General features: G+C 59.8%; 17 protein-coding genes and 1 pseudogene. 9 read left to right on the forward strand and 9 right to left on the reverse strand.

From position 1 onward, the window contains the following. Positions 1-154: 154 nt before the first annotated feature. Both KBY08_RS00005 and uraH read right to left on the reverse strand, forming a co-directional pair. Entirely contained in the window at positions 155-904 is a 750-nt protein-coding gene (locus KBY08_RS00005; protein ID WP_103378869.1) for a GntR family transcriptional regulator, read from the reverse strand. Between the two features lie 111 nt (positions 905-1,015). Beyond that, complete coding sequence (gene uraH, locus KBY08_RS00010; RefSeq protein ID WP_003415819.1) at positions 1,016-1,369, reverse strand: hydroxyisourate hydrolase; 354 nt, start codon at positions 1,367-1,369, stop codon at positions 1,016-1,018. Positions 1,370-1,767: 398 nt separating this feature from the next. On the opposite strand from uraH, the gene puuE reads away from it, so the two are divergent. The 6 genes from puuE (at position 1,768) to KBY08_RS00040 (ending at position 7,295) form a co-directional block, all read left to right on the forward strand. After that, positions 1,768-2,697, forward strand: coding sequence for an allantoinase PuuE (gene puuE, locus KBY08_RS00015; protein WP_003404359.1), 930 nt, complete (start codon positions 1,768-1,770; stop codon positions 2,695-2,697). Further along, the gene (uraD, locus tag KBY08_RS00020) at positions 2,694-3,209 is read left to right on the forward strand and encodes a 2-oxo-4-hydroxy-4-carboxy-5-ureidoimidazoline decarboxylase (RefSeq protein ID WP_003404361.1); all 516 of its coding nucleotides are present in this window, start codon (positions 2,694-2,696) and stop codon (positions 3,207-3,209) included. The genes puuE and uraD overlap by 4 nt, the downstream gene beginning before the upstream one ends. A gap of 41 nt (positions 3,210-3,250) precedes the next feature. Further along, entirely contained in the window at positions 3,251-4,246 is a 996-nt protein-coding gene (alc, locus tag KBY08_RS00025; protein ID WP_024660120.1) for an allantoicase, read from the forward strand. Between the two features lie 87 nt (positions 4,247-4,333). After that, positions 4,334-4,846 (forward strand): ureidoglycolate lyase, encoded by a 513-nt coding sequence (locus KBY08_RS00030; protein ID WP_003371439.1) that lies wholly within the window; start codon positions 4,334-4,336, stop codon positions 4,844-4,846. A 5-nt stretch (positions 4,847-4,851) separates the two neighbouring features. After that, positions 4,852-6,144, forward strand: a complete 1,293-nt coding sequence (locus KBY08_RS00035; RefSeq protein ID WP_024660121.1) for a urate hydroxylase PuuD — start codon at positions 4,852-4,854, stop codon at positions 6,142-6,144. Between the two features lie 365 nt (positions 6,145-6,509). Then, on the forward strand, positions 6,510-7,295 hold the full coding sequence (locus KBY08_RS00040) for an outer membrane protein OmpK (RefSeq protein ID WP_003423373.1): 786 nt from the start codon (positions 6,510-6,512) through the stop codon (positions 7,293-7,295). Positions 7,296-7,469: 174 nt separating this feature from the next. On the opposite strand, the gene KBY08_RS00045 is transcribed toward KBY08_RS00040, so the two are convergent. Then, complete coding sequence (locus KBY08_RS00045) at positions 7,470-8,378, reverse strand: DUF808 domain-containing protein (protein WP_024660992.1); 909 nt, start codon at positions 8,376-8,378, stop codon at positions 7,470-7,472. A gap of 147 nt (positions 8,379-8,525) precedes the next feature. Beyond that, positions 8,526-9,032: an Lrp/AsnC family transcriptional regulator gene (locus KBY08_RS00050; protein WP_024660991.1), complete on the reverse strand. Its 507-nt coding sequence runs from the start codon at positions 9,030-9,032 to the stop codon at positions 8,526-8,528. Between the two features lie 186 nt (positions 9,033-9,218). Here KBY08_RS00050 and KBY08_RS00055 point away from each other — a divergent pair, with 186 nt between their 5' ends. Continuing rightward, a complete protein-coding gene (locus tag KBY08_RS00055) occupies positions 9,219-10,235 on the forward strand; it encodes a 1-aminocyclopropane-1-carboxylate deaminase (protein ID WP_003415810.1) in 1,017 nt (338 codons plus the stop codon). A gap of 51 nt (positions 10,236-10,286) precedes the next feature. On the opposite strand, the gene KBY08_RS00060 is transcribed toward KBY08_RS00055, so the two are convergent. Next, positions 10,287-11,141 (reverse strand): LysR family transcriptional regulator, encoded by an 855-nt coding sequence (locus tag KBY08_RS00060; RefSeq protein ID WP_111522423.1) that lies wholly within the window; start codon positions 11,139-11,141, stop codon positions 10,287-10,289. A 74-nt stretch (positions 11,142-11,215) separates the two neighbouring features. Here KBY08_RS00060 and KBY08_RS00065 point away from each other — a divergent pair, with 74 nt between their 5' ends. Then, positions 11,216-12,148: a DMT family transporter gene (locus KBY08_RS00065; protein ID WP_024660989.1), complete on the forward strand. Its 933-nt coding sequence runs from the start codon at positions 11,216-11,218 to the stop codon at positions 12,146-12,148. A 33-nt stretch (positions 12,149-12,181) separates the two neighbouring features. Here the strand turns inward: KBY08_RS00065 and KBY08_RS26615 are convergent, their stop codons facing one another. The 3 genes and pseudogenes from KBY08_RS26615 to KBY08_RS00075 all read right to left on the reverse strand — a co-directional run bounded on the left by KBY08_RS26615 (position 12,182) and on the right by KBY08_RS00075 (position 15,506). Next, positions 12,182-13,054 carry a methyl-accepting chemotaxis protein gene (locus tag KBY08_RS26615; RefSeq protein WP_370661170.1) on the reverse strand — a complete coding sequence of 291 codons (873 nt, stop codon included), beginning with the start codon at positions 13,052-13,054 and terminating at the stop codon, positions 12,182-12,184. A gap of 33 nt (positions 13,055-13,087) precedes the next feature. Continuing rightward, positions 13,088-14,227 (reverse strand): annotated as a pseudogene (locus KBY08_RS26620) (methyl-accepting chemotaxis protein); the annotation flags it as partial. Positions 14,228-14,378: 151 nt separating this feature from the next. Then, complete coding sequence (locus KBY08_RS00075; protein ID WP_111522426.1) at positions 14,379-15,506, reverse strand: saccharopine dehydrogenase NADP-binding domain-containing protein; 1,128 nt, start codon at positions 15,504-15,506, stop codon at positions 14,379-14,381. 154 nt (positions 15,507-15,660) lie between these two features. Between KBY08_RS00075 and KBY08_RS00080 the strand changes: the two genes are divergently transcribed. Continuing rightward, entirely contained in the window at positions 15,661-16,176 is a 516-nt protein-coding gene (locus KBY08_RS00080) for a GNAT family N-acetyltransferase (RefSeq protein ID WP_003404381.1), read from the forward strand. A gap of 43 nt (positions 16,177-16,219) precedes the next feature. Here KBY08_RS00080 and KBY08_RS00085 read toward each other — a convergent pair whose 3' ends face one another. Further along, the gene (locus tag KBY08_RS00085) at positions 16,220-17,089 is read right to left on the reverse strand and encodes a TauD/TfdA dioxygenase family protein (protein ID WP_003404383.1); all 870 of its coding nucleotides are present in this window, start codon (positions 17,087-17,089) and stop codon (positions 16,220-16,222) included. Positions 17,090-17,135: the final 46 nt, after the last annotated feature.

Below are 17,135 nucleotides of genomic sequence, written 5' to 3' on the forward strand. Positions count from 1 at the left end.
AGCTTAACGGCCTGAGTCCTGTGGAATACAGAATGCAGGCCGCCAAGGCAGCGTAGGTGGATAATTGTCCAACCTTCGGGGGTCACACCATCCAGCGTGGGAATGCAGTTCACGACGCTCTGCGTCGTCAAGAGATTGAATTATCCAGACACCCTCAACGCACCGGCTTTTTCCGGCCCATGACGTGCGAGAACACCGCATGCAAATCATCCGAGGCGCTGTCTTCGTCAAGGTTGAGCTTGCTGTCGATGTGGTCCATGTGATGCTTCATCAGTTCGACGGCCAGCGCTGCATTGCGGGCTTCGATGGCGTCGATCAGCTGGTTGTGCTCATCGTAGGAACAATGCGTGCGATTGCCGGTTTCGTACTGGGCAATGATCAGTGAGGTCTGCGACACCAGGCTGCGCTGGAAGCTGATCAGCGGCGCGTTCCTCGCGGCCACGGCCAACTGGAGGTGAAACTCGCCGGACAGACGAATACCGGCGCCCCGATCACCGCGAGCAAAGCTGTCGCGCTCGTCGCTGACCATCTGGCGCAGCTCGGCCAGTTGTTCGGCAGTGGCGTGCTCGACCGCCAGTTCAGTGATTGCTTTCTCGACCATGCGCCGCGCGAAAAACACCTGACGCGCCTCTTCGACGCTGGGGCTGGCGACCACCGCGCCACGATTGGGGCGCAACAGCACGACGCCCTCATGGCCCAACCGCGACAGGGCGCGACGAATGATGGTGCGGCTGACACCGAAAATCTCGCCCAGCGCCTCTTCACTCAGTTTGGTGCCCGGCGCCAGCCGCTGTTCCAGAATGGCATCGAAAACATGTTCGTAAACGACATCGTCCTGCGTGACGTTACGGCTTGAGCCAAGGCTGCGCGGCTGTTTCTTGAGAGGCAGGGACTGGTCGTTCATGGGCACTCGTGCGCAGGTGGATGGCGGCGTCGGGACTGGCGCATTGTACACAGGGCAAAAGCGCAGATACGCGCAAAAAAAAGCCCGCAGTGTGGGGCGGGCAAGAGGTATTCAGCTGCCCCTGTACGTCGAGTAGCTGTAGGGCGAGATTAACAGCGGCACATGAAAGTGTTCCTGACCTGCATCAATGCCGAAGCGCAGCACCACCTCATCGAGAAAGGCGGGCTCATTCAGGACCACGCCCCGCGCGCGGTAATAATCGCCAGCCTTGAAGTGCAATTGATAGACGCCGGATTGATAAGCCTCACCCTGCAACAGCGGCGCATCGCAGCGCCCATCGCTGTTGGTGAGCGCACTGACAATGTGCAGCAACTGCTGGTCTTCGACCCGGTACAACTCGATGCGGATGGCGCTGCCCGGGCAGCCGTGAGCGGCGTCCAGTACGTGTGTGGTCAATTTTCCCAAAACTTCACTCCTCACATCCGGCCATGGTGACGCAGTGCACCAATGAAGTGCTCTACATCGTGCGATTGCGACCGATTAAGACACTTTCGGGAAAACCTGTACACAATAAATTCCTGATCGACCGACAGCCCGTATTCAAGAGGGTGGCTGGGCACGGGATGGGCCGAACCTTGAGGAAGCAGAGGAAAAATATCAGGTTTTTTATGATTAGCTGACCAGTCAGGCAGGTTTCTTGCTTGTTTTACTCTTGCCGAGACGCTTCGGTGCAGAAACGTACAGGGTTACAAGCTGAAAATAAAATTGTATACAATCCTGATCCAGCAGTGCCTTGACCGCTCCTGGCATTGCACCTGGCTTAACGCATCCAACGCACCCCATGGACAAGAAGGAAGCTTGCAGTGAGCGCTGACTACCCACGCGACCTGATCGGTTACGGCAACAACCCGCCTCACCCACGCTGGCCGGGTAATGCGCGCATTGCCTTGTCTTTCGTGCTGAATTACGAGGAAGGTGGCGAGCGCAATATTCTGCATGGCGACAAGGAATCAGAAGCCTTTCTGTCCGAGATGGTTGCCGCGCAGCCACTCCAGGGCCAGCGCAACATGAGCATGGAGTCGCTGTACGAGTACGGCAGCCGCGCCGGTGTGTGGCGCATTCTCAAGCTGTTCAGGCAGTTCGATATCCCCCTGACCATTTTCGCCGTCGCCATGGCCGCGCAGCGTCACCCGGAGGTGATCCGCGCCATGGTCGCCGAAGGTCATGAAATCTGCAGCCACGGCTATCGCTGGATCGACTACCAGAACATGGACGAAGCCCAAGAGCGTGAGCACATGCGCCAGGCGATCCAGATCCTCACCGAAATCAGCGGCGAACGGCCGCTGGGCTGGTACACCGGGCGCACCGGCCCCAACACCCGGCGCCTGGTCATGGAGGAAGGCGGTTTTCTTTATGATTGCGACACCTACGACGACGACCTGCCGTACTGGGAGCCGAACAACCCGACCGGCAAGCCGCATCTGGTGATTCCGTACACCCTGGACACCAACGACATGCGTTTCACCCAGGTGCAGGGCTTCAACAACGGCGAGCAGTTCTTTCAGTACCTCAAGGATGCGTTCGACATGCTGTATGCCGAAGGCGAAGACGCGCCGAAGATGCTTTCCATCGGCCTGCATTGCCGCCTGATCGGCCGCCCCGCCCGCCTCGCCGCACTCAAGCGCTTCATCGAGTACGCCAAAGGCCATGAGCAGGTGTGGTTTGCACGTCGTGTCGATATCGCCCGGCACTGGCACACTGAGCATCCATTTACCGGCAAGGCCGAGCAATGAGCACGTTCAAGACACTGACACCTTCAAGCCTGGGCCGGGATGCGTTCATCGCGACCTTCGCCGATATCTACGAACACTCACCGTGGGTCGCGCAGCAAGCGTTCGACCAAAGCACAGGCGCGCAACTCGATCAGGTCGAGACCCTGCACGCTCGCATGAGCGAGATCCTGCTGGGTGCCACACACGAGCAACAACTGGCACTGATCAATGCCCACCCGGACCTGGCGGGCAAGGCTGCCGTTCGGGGCGAGCTGACTCAGGCCAGTACCGATGAACAGGCCGGCGCCGGTATCCACCACTGCACGCCTGAAGAGTTTCAGCGCTTTACCGAGTTGAACGAGGCTTACAAGGCCCGCTTCGGCTTTCCGTTCATCATGGCGGTCAAGGGCAGCGACAGGCATAAGATTCTGGCGGCGTTCGAGCAACGCATTCACCACTCGCCCGAGGCCGAGTTCGCTTGCGCCCTGGCCGAGATCAACAAGATCGCACTGTTTCGTCTACAGGCGCTTTGAGCGTCGCAGTCATAACCGTATTCAGAAGGCAGACAAAGAGCATGAAAGTTTACGCCGCACCGTTCGAGAAGTTCGTGAACCTGGCCGACGCGCGTCTGGGCACCAAGATCCTTTCGGTCACCGATGACTGGTTCGCCGACGCCAACCGGCTGTTCCAGCCGACCCCGGCCGTCTGGAAAGAAGGCGTGTTCGACGACAACGGCAAGTGGATGGACGGCTGGGAGTCACGCCGCAAGCGTTTCGAAGGGTACGACAGCGCGGTGATTCGCCTCGGTGTGGCGGGAACCATCAAGGGTGTGGACATCGACACCTCGTTTTTCACCGGTAACTTCCCGCCTTCCGCATCGCTGGAAGCGTGCTTCCTGGCGTCGGGCGAGCCCGATGAAAACACCGCCTGGACCGAAGTGCTGCCGTCTGTGGAGCTGCAAGGCAACAGCCATCATTACCACGAGATCAACAACGATCAGGCGTTCAGCCACCTGCGCTTCAACATCTACCCGGACGGCGGTGTCGCGCGTCTGCGCGTGTACGGCGTGCCGCATCGCGACTGGTCGAAAGTCAGCGCGGACGAGCAGATCGATCTGGTTGCAGCACTCAATGGCGGCCGATCGATTGCCTGCTCCGATGAACACTACGGCAGCATGAGCAACATCCTCAACCCTGGTCGCGGCGTGAACATGGGCGACGGCTGGGAAACCGCGCGGCGCCGCACGCCCGGCAACGACTGGGTGATCGTGGCGCTCGGGCACAAGGGCGAAGTCGAAAAAGTCATCGTCGATACCCTGCACTTCAAAGGTAACTACCCGGACAGTTGCTCGATCCAGGGCGCCCTGGTCAAGGGTGGCACCGACAGCCAGATCGAAACCCAGAGCCTGTTCTGGCGCGAGTTGCTGCCCAGCCAGAAGCTGACCATGCACGCCGAACACGAGTTCGCCGAGCAGATCAAGGCGATCGGCCCGATCACCCACATCCGCCTGAACGTATTCCCGGACGGTGGCGTGAGCCGCCTGCGAGTGCTGGGCAAGGTGGCCAGGTAACAACGCATAAACTCTCGTTCCTACGTTCGGCGCTCATCATATACATAAGTCCTGGAGCGCCCTGAAAACCATTGAAGAAGAACCCGCATGCGCAAACTGATAATCGAGCCACTGACCAAGGAAGCCTTTGCGCCTTTCGGTGATGTGATCGAAACCGACGGCAGCGATCACTTCATGATCAACAACGGCTCGACCATGCGCTTTCATCGTCTGGCTGACGTGCAGACCGCGCAGCCGGAAGACAAGGCGATCATCAGCATTTTCCGCGCCGAAGCGCTGCCGATGCCGTTGACCATCGGCATGCTGGAGCGTCATCCGCTGGGCAGTCAGGCGTTCGTGCCGCTGCTCGGCAACCCCTTTCTGATCGTGGTTGCGCCGGTTGGCGATGTGCCTGAATCAGAGCTGACCCGCGCCTTCGTGTCGAACGGCAGGCAGGGTGTCAATTACCATCGCGGCGTCTGGCACCATCCGGTGCTGACGATCGAAAAGCGGGATGACTTCCTGGTGGTTGATCGCAGTGGCGAAGGCAACAACTGCGACGAGCATTACTTTGCCGAGAGCCAGTTGCTGGTTCTCGATCCCCACCCACTGGAAGGGTAAACATCGTGCTGGCACATATGATGGAATGGCTGAATCTGGGCGTGCGCTGGATTCACATGATTGTCGGCGTCGCCTGGATCGGCGCATCGTTCTACTTCGTCTGGCTGGAGAACAACCTCAACCGCAGCAACCCGCGTGAAGGCCTGTCGGGTGATCTGTGGGCAATCCACGGTGGCGGCATCTACCATCTGGAGAAGTACAAGCTCGCACCACCGACCATGCCGGAGAATCTGCACTGGTTCAAATGGGAAGCCTATTCGACCTGGCTATCAGGGGTCGCGCTGTTGTGCGTGGTGTTCTACGCCAACCCGACGCTGTACCTGCTGGCCCCGGGCAGCAGCCTGAGTGGCGCCGAGGGTGTGCACATCGGCCTGGGTTCGTTGTTCGTCGGCTGGTTCATCTACAGCTTTCTGTGTGACTCGCCACTGGGCAAGCGCCCTGCCCTGTTGGGCGTGGTCCTGTTCGTGCTGCTGGTGGCGGCTGCGTACGGGTTCAGCAAAGTGTTCAGCGGTCGCGGTGCCTACCTGCATGTGGGCGCGATCATGGGCACCATCATGGTCGGCAACGTGTTCCGCATCATCATGCCGGCCCAGCGCGCGCTGGTGGCCGCCATTGCCGAGAACCGTACGCCGGACCCAAGCCTGCCGGCAAAAGGCCTGTTGCGTTCACGACACAACAACTACTTCACCCTGCCCGTGCTGTTCATCATGATCAGCAATCACTTTCCAAGCACCTACGGCAGTGAGTACAACTGGCTGATTCTCGCCGGCATCGCGCTGCTGGCCGTGCTGGTGCGCCATTACTTCAATACACGACACGACAGCCATCGATTCGCCTGGACCCTGCCGGTCGCGGCGCTGGGCATGCTGTGCCTGGCGTATGTCACCGGCCCTGCGCAACCGCCAGCCAAGATCGTCTATCAGCCACTGCCCGGTACGGCGGTCGGCGGTCATCGGGCTGATGAGCAACCTGCGCAACCCGCCGCTGCGCCTGCCCAGGCAGCGCCTGCTCCGCCCGAGCCTGCCAAGGTGGCAGGTGCAGACTTCAACAAGGTGCACGACGTCATCCGGCAACGTTGTTCGGTCTGTCACTCGGCCACGCCTACCAGCCAGTTGTTCAGCGTCGCTCCGGCCGGTGTGATGTTCGATACGCCTGAACAGATCCAGCAACAGGCGCCGCGCATCAAGGCGCAGGCAATCACCGCGCCGATCATGCCGCTGGGCAATATCACCCAGATGACCCAGCAGGAACGTGATCTGGTAGGCGCCTGGATCGATCAGGGCGCACACATCAACTGAGGCAACGGGCATTGCCCTGTTTTCGCTCCGGACGCCCTGCTCTGGAGCACTTGAGCACGGCGACGCGAGTCAGTATCCTCCGCCGCCGCTGCCAACCCGGCCCTCTCTCTGCCGATAGCTGAACCTGACCAGGCGGCCCGCTGGCTGAACGGCACTCAGAACGCTGCCCATCCGAAAAAATGACCTGAAATCGACACTTGGATATCGATTTGAAGGGTTACTTAAACTTTTTTTAACTGATTGGCGCAGCTCTTGCTAACAACACAAAGCTGACCAGACAGACAAATTATTGCAACCACCGACAAGGCGTCATGCATAGAACGCCAGTCCGAAAAAATCACGATCTACATCAAGGGGCTCATCGCATGAACCGTACGATTTCCAGTGCATTACTGGCCAGCAGTCTGCTGGCTGCTGCACCCGCCATGGCAGGGGATATTTTCCAGTGGCAGAGTAATAGCCTGACCTATCTCAATGGACGAGACTTTGCTGTCAACCCGGAAAATCAGCAGACCTTTACCTTTGAGCACGCGGACAGCTGGAAGTACGGCGACAACTTCTTCTTCGTCGACAAGATCTTCTACAACGGCAAGAAAGACGCCACCGCTGGCGATAACACCTATTACGGCGAGTTCTCGCCACGCCTGTCGCTGGGCAAGATCTTCGGCCAGAAGTTCGAGTTCGGGCCGATCAGCGATGTGTTGATTGCCGCAACTTACGAGTTCGGTGAGGGCGATAACGAGTCGTACCTGATCGGTCCGGCGTTCGACTTGAAGATTCCGGGTTTCGACTACTTCCAGCTCAACTTCTACCAGCGCCAGACCGAAGGCAATCGCCCGGGCGACGGCGTGTGGCAGATCACTCCGGTGTGGTCCTACACCATTCCGGTGGGCAAATCGGATGTGCTGATCGACGGTTTCATGGACTGGGTGGTCGACAACGACAAGACCTCGCGTGGCACTTACCACTCCAACCTGCACTTCAACCCGCAGATCAAGTATGACCTGGGCAAGGCATTGAATTACCCGGAGCGGCAGCTGTACGTGGGTATCGAATACGACTACTGGACCAACAAATACGGCATCAAGGACACCAGCTCCTTCGACACCGATCAGAACACCGCGAGTTTGCTGGTCAAGGTGTTCTTCTAAGCACGTTGTTTGACGGTGATGACGCTCACTCCGGAATTCTGTGGGAGCGAGCTTGCTCGCGAAGGCGGTGTTTCAGCCACCCTTGGTTGGCTGTACCAACCCCTTCGCGAGCAAGCGAAGCGTCGCCCGGCTCGCCTTCACGGCCTTGGATCAGAAGTGTGGATGACCGCCTCATCACTCCTTCGCAGCTTTCCAGACCTTGCCAATCAGCGTCACGACCAACACTAGCACGGCACCGGCAATGATCCCGGCGAGCGCATCGATCAGGGTCGGGACGATCATCGACAGACCGCCTACCGCCCCCGCTGCCGCTTCGGTCACGCCTTCGACCCAATGATGAGCGAACGGCAGGCCGTGGACCAGAATCCCGCCGCCGACCATGAACATCGCAGCCGTACCGACGATCGACAGCACTTTCATCAACACCGGTGCCAGCCACAACAGGCCGGCACCGATCTTTTGTGACGCCGAAGCTGCGCTTTTCTTCAGGTACAGGCCCAGGTCATCGAGTTTGACGATACCGGCCACCAGCCCGTAGACACCGACGGTGATCAGCACTGCAACGATGACCAGCACACCGACCTGATCCATGAAGGGTCTGGCCGAGACCACACCCAGTGCGAGCACGATGATTTCCGCAGAAAGAATGAAGTCCGTACGAATCGCGCCTTTTACGCGCTCCTTTTCGAACGCCACCATGTCCACGGACGCATCCGTCGACGCCTGCTTGCGCTGCTCATGCTCTTCGCCGGTTTCGGGATGCAGCCATTTATGGGCGATTTTCTCGAAGCCCTCGAAGCACAGAAACGCACCGCCGATCATCAGCAACGGCAGAATCGCCCAGGGTGCGAAAGCACTGATCAGCAACGCTGCCGGAACCAGAATGGCCTTGTTGAGCAGCGACCCCTTGGCCACGGCCCAGACAACCGGCAACTCGCGATCCGCCGAAACACCGGTGACCTGCTGGGCATTGAGCGCCAGATCATCACCCAGCACACCCGCTGTCTTCTTCGTGGCCAGCGCCACGTCATCGAGCAGCGTCGCAATATCGTCAAGCAGGGTAAGCAAGCTTCCAGCAGCCAAAATGAAAATCCTTGAGCAAGTAAAAAAAGGAAACGGCACTGATTGAATCATGCGCCAGAGTCAATCGTGTGGCAGTCAGTAACTCCGACCTTGGTCAGACGTGAACGTTTGACGCTGCATGCAGCAAACAGGCCACGCCGAAACCCGTCAGAGAGGTAACTGTGTCGTGGAAACGACCTGACGCAGCCCCATGAACGAACGAATCTGCCTGACACCGGGCAAGTACAGTAACTGTTCGGCGTGCAGGCGGTTGAAGCTCTGACTGTCCCGGGTGCGCAGCAACATGAAGTAGTCGAACTCGCCGGTGACGACATGAAACTCCATGCAGCCGGAAACCTTCTGCGCGGCGGCTTCAAACTGGGCAAATGAATCCGGTGTCGAGCGGTCCAGCACAACACCGATCAGCACCACCATGCCCGCGTCCAGAACATCGCCATTGAGCAGCGCCACCACGCCCTTGATCACGCCCGCCTCTTTCAGCCGCTCGACGCGCCGCAGGCACGCAGGCGGACTCAGTTTGACCTTCTCGGCAAGTGCCACATTGGAAATGGACGCGTCACGTTGCAGGGTCTTGAGGATGGCGCGGTCAATCCTGTCCAGCAGCGGCGTCATGTCAGCACCGGACTTTTTAGTGCGTTCATTTATTGCTTTCATAATGAAATTCACACAATAAAAGTCTGTTTAGTTGCATTCAGGCTAACGCTTATTTTGTAGATAGACAATTCTTTGCAACCACGATTATTCGCAGTTTTCCTATGATGGGAGCCATGCCGGGCCGCTCGATAAACACATCGAGCCCTACCTTCAATGCCCGGATCAACTTATCAACGGAGACCCGATATGAACCTGAGCAAGTTCAAGCGCTACCCTCTGACCTTCGGCCCCTCGCCCATTACCCCACTGAAACGCCTGAGTGAGCACCTGGGCGGCAAGGTCGAGTTGTATGCCAAGCGCGAGGATTGCAACAGCGGTCTGGCTTTCGGCGGCAACAAGACCCGCAAACTGGAATACCTGGTGCCGGAAGCCATCGACGGCGGCTACGACACACTGGTATCGATCGGTGGCATCCAGTCCAACCAGACCCGTCAGGTGGCAGCCGTAGCGGCGCATCTGGGCATGAAGTGCGTGCTGGTTCAGGAGAATTGGGTCAACTATTCCGACGCGTTGTACGACCGGGTCGGCAATATCGAGATGTCGCGCATCATGGGCGCCGATGTGCGCCTGGATTCGGCAGGCTTCGATATCGGCATTCGCCCGAGCTGGGAAAAGGCCATGGCCGACGTCGAGGAAGGCGGCGGCAAACCGTTCCCGATTCCAGCGGGCTGCTCGGAACACCCTTATGGCGGCCTGGGGTTCGTGCGTTTTGCCGATGAAGTGCGCCAGCAGGAAGAAGAGCTGGGCTTCAAATTCGACTACATCGTGGTCTGCTCGGTGACCGGCAGCACTCACGCAGGCATGCTGGTGGGCTTCGCTGCCGATGGCCGGGCACAGCGTGTGATCGGTATCGACGCGTCGGCCAAACCGGAAAAGACCCGCGCGCAGGTCCTGCGTATCGCTCAGAACACTGCAAAACTGGTGGAGCTGGGCCGCGAAATCACCGCCGAAGACGTGGTGCTCGACACCCGCTACGCCTACCCGGAATACGGCCTGCCGAACGATGGCACCCTCGAAGCCATCCGCCTCTGCGCCCGCCTGGAAGGCGTGTTGACCGACCCGGTCTACGAAGGCAAATCCATGCACGGCATGATCGACATGGTGCGCAATGGCGAATTCCCCGAAGGCTCGAAAGTGCTCTACGCCCACCTGGGCGGCGTGCCGGCGCTGAATGCCTACAGCTTTCTGTTCAAGGACGGTTGAGCCGAAAGCGTTCCTGCAGTCGATAACACACTTCGGCTGCAGTGTTCCCGGCTAAACCCGAAAATACTTCTGCAGGGCCTGCGCCAGCAGGCTCACCGCCTCGTCGTCCTGTGACGACGGCGAGCGCAGGAAGACGATTTCGTGCTCGGGTATTTCAGGCAGGTCATCGAGAATCTGCATGGCTTGCGTGACCCCGCTCCGATCGATGAGGCTGATCGCCAGGCCCGCTTCCACACAGGCCTTGATCGCCTGATTGGACGGGCTTTCGAGGACTACACGGATTTTGCGGCCATTGTCTTTGAGTGAGGCCAGCATGGCTTCACGATAGGGACATTGCGCTGCGTGAACGGCCAGCGGCACCGGGTCAGCGGATGCCAGTGCAACGCTGGCCGGCCCGACCCAGACCGGCTTGGTCGATACCAGAAACTGCGCATCAGCACTCAGCTGCCCTTTGGGTTGCGCGATCACTGCTGTCTGCAACTTGCCACGCGCAACCTGCTCGCGCAGGGCGTAGCTGGGTGCGGATTTCATTTCCAGCACGACATTGGGCCACGCGGCCGCGAACACTGGCAGGATGTCGCGAATGACATGCACGGCGTACTCATCCGGAACCCCCAGCGTGATGCGTCCGGCCAGATGAGTGCCTTGCAGATCCGCCAGCACCCGGTCGTGCGTGGACAGCAGCTCTGTCGTCGACAACAGCAGGCGCTTGCCCAGCGCCGTCAGCGACACTGCCTGGTTGTCCCGATTGAGCAAGCGCCCGCCTGCCACGGCCTCAAGGCGCTGGATATGCACACTCACCGCTGCCGGGCTTTTATGAAGTTGCTCGGCGGCTGCGGAAAACTTTCCTATCCGCGCCACCGCATGAAAGGTGCGCACCAGTTCGATGTCGAGAATGGCCGTCATGATTCAGAATTCCTGAATAACTCATGCAGTTAATTTTGATTTATTAGACTACGCCGGTTTCGTAACCTGTGTCCATGAACCCATACCTGTCGATTGCTCCGAGCGTCTCGCGGCCTGCCTGGCACCAGGCCATTCCTCTGCCCCTGCTGGAAGCTGCGCTGGTTCTGACCTGGAGTTCGGGCTTCGTCGGCGCACGCTTTTCCCTTGACCACGCGCCGCCGCTGCTGGTGGTGTTCTGGCGTTGTGTGGTGGTCACCCTGATCCTGCTGCCTTTTGTCGCCAGGCAACTGAGGTCGATCCCGGCTGCCACGCTGCTGAAAAACGCAGGTATCGGCCTGCTGGCCATGACCGGCTACGTCGCCGGGGTCACGCAGGGCATTGCGCTGGGTGTGCCTGCCGGCCTCGCTGCGCTGTTTGCCGATTTGTTGCCGATGGGCATGGCACTCCTGGCGGCAGTAGTGCTCGGACAACGGCTGGCCTGGCCAATCTGGGCGGGACTCTTTGTCGGGCTGATCGGTGTAGTGCTGGTGACCTACAGCGCGCTGGCGGTGGGTGAAGCACCGTTGTGGGCCTACGGCCTGCCGCTGCTGGGTATGTTTTCGCTGGCCATCGCGACGCTGTGGCAGAAACAATCCGGTACCGCGCAACCCATGGCACTGCTGCCCAACCTGTGGCTGCAGTGCGCTGTCTCCAGCGTCGCCTTCGCGATCATTCAAGGCACACAGGGCAGCCTGGCGCCTGTAGCCAGCACCGGCTTTGCGCTGAGCGTGCTATGGACCGTGGGGCTGGCAACCCTGGGCGGGTACGGACTGTATTGGGTGTGTCTGCGCCGCGCGTCAGCCACCCGCGTCGCCAGCGTGCTGTACCTCAGCCCACCGGTGACGATGCTCTGGGCCTGGGCGATGTTCGACGAACCGCTGTCCTGGCAGATGGCGTCAGGCATGGCGGTGTCAGGTATCGGCGTGTGGATGGTGGTGCGGGCGGAACAACGGCAGTCGGCCTCCTGATGGGGTCAGGAGGCCGACTAGGCCTGGCGCAGATTAAATCTTGAAACGCGCGACCATGCTCTGCAAATCGCTGCCCAGACGGGCCAGCTCGACGGTCGATGCTGCGCTTTGCTCGGTGGCCGAAGCGGACTGATCGGCAATGTCGCGAACACTGAGTACGCTGCGGTTGATTTCTTCGGTCACCGCGCTCTGTTGCTCGGCCGCGGCGGAAATCTGCTGACTCATCTGTTCAATGGTGCCAATGGACTGGTTGATTTCCACCAGCGCCTGTTCAGCCTGACGAGCGAGCACCACGGTGCCTTCAGTGCGCTGCAGGCTGGCGTCCATCAGGCCCGAGGCGGCGCCCGTACCTTTTTGCAACGCCTGGATCAGCGCTTCGATTTCGGTTGTGGAGTTCTGCGTACGCTGAGCCAGCGAGCGGACTTCGTCAGCCACCACGGCAAAACCGCGACCCTGCTCGCCTGCCCGTGCAGCCTCGATGGCTGCGTTGAGCGCCAGCAGGTTGGTCTGCTCGGCCACCGCCTTGATCACGTCAATCACGCTGCCGATCTTGCCGCTGTCTTCGGTCAGGCGCTGCATGGCTTCACCCAGTTGCTGCACTTCACCGGCCAATTGACCGATTTCGCGCGTGGCATGCTGCACCACACTGCTACCGTGCGCGGCGCGCTCGCTGGCCTGCTTGGCGGCTTGCGAAGCGTCTTCGGTGTTGCGCGCCACTTCCTGTACGGTGGAGGCCATTTCGTTCATGGCGGTGGCGACCTGATCGACTTCGTTTTTCTGCAGGGTGACACCCGCGCTGGTCTGCTCGCTGACCGCAGACAACTGCTCGGCCGCCGTGGCGATCTGCGTCACACCGTTGCCGATGCCACCGATCAGACCGCGCAGCGAAACGGTCATGTGTTGCATGGTGTTCTGCAGCAGGCCCAGTTCGTCCTGGCGGGTGGTGCTGCTGTCATGGGTTAGATCACCGTCGGCAATACGGCGCGCCGCAATCACGGTGCTGTTTAACGGCACGGTAATCTGACGCGTGATCAGGAACGCAGCAAAGATGCCGACCAGCAGCACGACCAGCGCTACGCTGAGCAATTGCACCACAGCGGTTTGTTGTTCTTTCTTGGCACTGATGACCTGCAGCGCCGCCAGATCATCGGCACGGGCTGCGGTCGCTACGGATTGCTGTTGCAGGTCGTTACGGATCTGCTCGGTCTGCTGAAGCATGTCCGAAATCGACGTCATCAGCACCTTGTACTGTTTCAAGGCGACCAGCGCAGCATCCACTGCGGCATTTGCCTCGACAGGCAACTGGCTGCGGGCGGCATCCACTTGCGCAATCAGGGCGTCGGCGGCCTTATAGGTGGCCTGACGGTTGTCGGCATTCGGCACGCTCAGGTAGCGGCGAAACACCAGACGGAAATTGGTCATGCCGTTACGCAGGTCGCCAGCGATCTTGACCTGCCTGATGCCGGTTTCATTCGGCGCGCGCAAGGTGTCGTCAATGGTCTTGTTCAGCAGATTCTCGAAGGTCGCGCTGACGTCATCGGACACCTTGATGATCGGTTTCAACGCTTCATCGACTTTCTGATTGATGCCGACCAGCTGGTCGAACGTCTGCTTCAGACCGCCCACCTGCTCCTTGATCTCGCGCAGCTTGGCCAGGTTGCTCGAGATCACGAACACCTGCAGGCCCTGATCGACACTGCGGCTCAAGGTATCCAGGGCGCTGGCGTAATTCTGCACACCTGCGGCGGTAGGGCCGGTCGCATAGGCTTGCGCAGCGATCCGGGCATTCAGAACGTCAGCCTTGATCTCGGCGACCTTGCTGCTTTTGCCCATGCGCTCGATCAGCAGGTTGGTGCTGGAGTAACCGATCACGGTAACGGTCAGTACCCCGAGCAAAATAGCGGCAAAGCCCAGCCCGAGCTTCTTGCTGACTTTCAGATTGTCCAACCATTTTGCGCTCATTACGTGTGTGCCTTTAATTTTTCCGGAATACCCGTGAGTCGGCGCTGAAAGAATTAACTTGATAGTTAATGTGTCTGGAATAACGGACCGGTCGAGAGAGAGGACCTCGCACCCCATGAATTACGGGCTCAGGGATCGATGATTAAGATTTATTTAAGTTGCATGAGCAGAATTTTCCGATGATTGGTGCTGTAGAAAACAGCAAGAAAGTGCCACTAAAAAGCCACATCAGCAGCCTGTACAGAGCCATCGGACATCTACAGCAGTGTCAGACGTTATGGTTCGTGAAATGAACATCCAGCCGGATGTTTTCCGGCTCATCGATCGCCGCCAGGTACTCGTCCACGGTGATTTCTCCGACGCAGGCCCGAGCGCCCGGCAGTGGACGATAGCCACCGGCCATTTTGCTGCTCAGCGCGACGGCGGCACTGCCGGGAATCTCCGGCCCCTTGTCGTTCAGTGCAGTCAATTGCGCACGCATGTGCAACGGCTGGCCGCCGAGGTCGAGGCCATCGACATCGATGTACATCGCGCTCTTTCGATCACCCCAGTGTTCAAAGCGCGCGCCCCAACGGTACAGGCGCTCGGCCCACGGCGCAGGATCGCGCAGCAGCCCGCAGCGAATCGCCAGCGCCAGCAGCCAGGTCGCGATGCCGCCGGCCTTGAGCGCGGAACCGGCCTTGAAGCTCAGGTTCTGCGCGGCGTAGCGTGTCGCGAATACATCCAGGTCCGGGACGTCGACATTGGCCACCAGCCGCGTGCCCATGCCGTGCATCCGGCGCAGGGTCAGGCCCATCCAGCCGTAAACGTCGTGGACCTTGCCGTTGCGCAGTTGCCTGATCGGTCGTCCGGCATTGGCCAGTACGCCGCGCACGGTCGACAGACCGGGCATTTTTGCTGCCGAGGAGATGCCATGCTCTATGGAATCGATGCGTAGAAAACGCTGCCGATGCTGATCGATGATGGCCGCCGAAAGCGTCGGCACCGAACTGCACCCGCTCAACACGCTGACACCTGCTTCGCGCGTCTGGGCATCTAGGGTGGCGATACCGGCGACAAACGCCCGGCAATCGGCCAGGTCGCAATAATTCACGCCCGCCTCGATGCAATGCCGGGCCACGGCATACGACTGCCCCTGAAAAGGCCCCGCGGTGTGAATAAGCAGATCAATGCCCAATTCACCCAGCTCAGTGCCCGCGCCGTCCTGCATGATGTCCACGCACCAGCTCTCGCAGAACCTGCCCCCCAGCGTTTGCAGTGCGGCGACCTTTTCCGCCAGCTTGCGCGGGTCACGACCGGAAATGACCAGATCGATGTGCGGCATCATCACCAGATGATTACAGATGAGGCTGCCGAAGTTACCGTAGCCACCGATGACCAATACGCGAAATGCCATTGACTCGTCCCTGACCTGCCGAAGGATATGACCCTGCCTGGTTGCGTCACGATTACCGTGAGCAATGGCGATGAAATGCGCGTGCATTATTGATCATTGACCGCGGGCCGAGTACAAAACCCTGTGCCTTTTTTGATTGTCCCGGGAGCAACGGATGCTGGAACTACACACCGAACGACTTTATCTGCGAACCCTGCTCGCCAGCGACTGGCCACTGTTTTTGAGGCTGCATTCCGAGCCCGAGACCATGCGCTACGTATTCGGAGAAATCGAAGAGGCGCAGATCCGTAAAGGCTTCGATCATCGCCTCCCCGAGTGGACGCCGGCGTCCGATCACTGGCTGTGCCTGGTGGTCACAGACACACAAAACGATGCAGAGCTGGGGGTCAGTGGCTTTCGCATCCTGTCGCCGGGTCATGCCGAAGTGGGCTGTCTGTTACTGCCGGAACATCAAGGCAAGGGCTTCGGCACCGAGTCACGCCGGGCAATCATCGACTACGCCGCTGCCATCGGCCTGGATTCACTGGAATCGACCGTGACCGACGGCAACATCGCCTCCTGCAAGGTCCTGGAGAAATGCGGCTTCACCTTCGAGCGCCGCGTCCCGCAGGCCTATCAGATCGGCGATCAGTGGTTCGACGACCTGATATACCACCTGCCACTGCGCTGATGAAGCAGCTGAACGGTGTTCGCCGGTCAATCCGCAAGTGCCTTCAGGCCTGAGGCCGCCCTCCGAGAATCGTCACCCGCTCGCCATAGCGCGAGTGCGGGAAGTAATCCCACACCGCGTGATGCTGGGTGCAACGGTTATCCCAGAACACCAGCGTGTTCGGTTCCCAGCGCACGCGACAACTGAGGCAAGGTTCGCGGGCGATCAGATCGAACAGCATACTCAGCACGGTGCGGCTCTCGCCGGGCGAGAGTTGCACGATATGCGAGGTGAACCCGGAATTGACGAACAGGCTGCGGCGTCCGGTTTCAGGGTGGCGAACCACCAGCGGATGCTCGCTTTTCGGGAGGCCGGGAGGTGGCTGATAGCCCTTCCACGGAATCTCGCCATCGTGAATGGCTGTCAGCCCGCCGAGAAACTGCTGCATCGCTGGCGAGAGCATTTCAATGGCCAGGTGCATGTTGGCAAACAGCGTGTCGCCGCCGGTGCCGATGGCGGGGGTTTCCTTGACGTACAGCATCGAGCCCATCGACGGCTCCAGATCAGCGGTGCCGTCGGTATGCCATAGCTCGCCCGCAGCGAAACGCGATTGGGCGTTGGCGCGCACCACGACCAGTTCCGGGTCATCGCCATCGATGCTGTCCACCGGCAAGGCGCGCAACGGACCAAACAGTCGGCCGAACGCCTTGTGCTGTTCGACCGTCAGGAGCTGATCGCGAAACACCAGCACGTGATTTTCCAGAAAGGCCCGGCGGATTTCCGTCAACTGCTCCGCGCTGAGTGGCTGCGACAGATCGACACCGCCGACCTCGGCACCGATGATCGGTGTCAGGCGGTTGACCGTGATGCTCTGATACGGCGCACGCACGGCGCCTGCGATGCCTTCTATGGCCTTGAGTGCCATTTGATCCATGATCCCTCACCTTCAGGTTGTTGGCATGGCCGATCACCATGCCCGT

The sequence above is a fragment of the Pseudomonas sp. P135 genome (assembly GCF_020312125.1).
Lineage (GTDB): Bacteria > Pseudomonadota > Gammaproteobacteria > Pseudomonadales > Pseudomonadaceae > Aquipseudomonas > Aquipseudomonas fragariae.

Coding starts and splice junctions, on each gene's coding strand:
- KBY08_RS00085 (WP_003404383.1), bottom strand. CDS start 17,089: ATGGATCAAATGGCACTCAAGGCCATAGAAGGCATCGCAGGCGCCGTG.
- KBY08_RS00055 (WP_003415810.1), top strand. CDS start 9,219: ATGAACCTGAGCAAGTTCAAGCGCTACCCTCTGACCTTCGGCCCCTCG.
- KBY08_RS00060 (WP_111522423.1), bottom strand. CDS start 11,141: ATGACGGCCATTCTCGACATCGAACTGGTGCGCACCTTTCATGCGGTG.
- KBY08_RS00030 (WP_003371439.1), top strand. CDS start 4,334: ATGCGCAAACTGATAATCGAGCCACTGACCAAGGAAGCCTTTGCGCCT.
- KBY08_RS00065 (WP_024660989.1), top strand. CDS start 11,216: ATGAACCCATACCTGTCGATTGCTCCGAGCGTCTCGCGGCCTGCCTGG.
- KBY08_RS00040 (WP_003423373.1), top strand. CDS start 6,510: ATGAACCGTACGATTTCCAGTGCATTACTGGCCAGCAGTCTGCTGGCT.
- KBY08_RS00050 (WP_024660991.1), bottom strand. CDS start 9,032: ATGAAAGCAATAAATGAACGCACTAAAAAGTCCGGTGCTGACATGACG.
- KBY08_RS00075 (WP_111522426.1), bottom strand. CDS start 15,506: ATGGCATTTCGCGTATTGGTCATCGGTGGCTACGGTAACTTCGGCAGC.
- alc (WP_024660120.1), top strand. CDS start 3,251: ATGAAAGTTTACGCCGCACCGTTCGAGAAGTTCGTGAACCTGGCCGAC.
- uraD (WP_003404361.1), top strand. CDS start 2,694: ATGAGCACGTTCAAGACACTGACACCTTCAAGCCTGGGCCGGGATGCG.
- KBY08_RS00080 (WP_003404381.1), top strand. CDS start 15,661: ATGCTGGAACTACACACCGAACGACTTTATCTGCGAACCCTGCTCGCC.
- KBY08_RS00005 (WP_103378869.1), bottom strand. CDS start 904: ATGAACGACCAGTCCCTGCCTCTCAAGAAACAGCCGCGCAGCCTTGGC.
- KBY08_RS26615 (WP_370661170.1), bottom strand. CDS start 13,054: ATGCAACACATGACCGTTTCGCTGCGCGGTCTGATCGGTGGCATCGGC.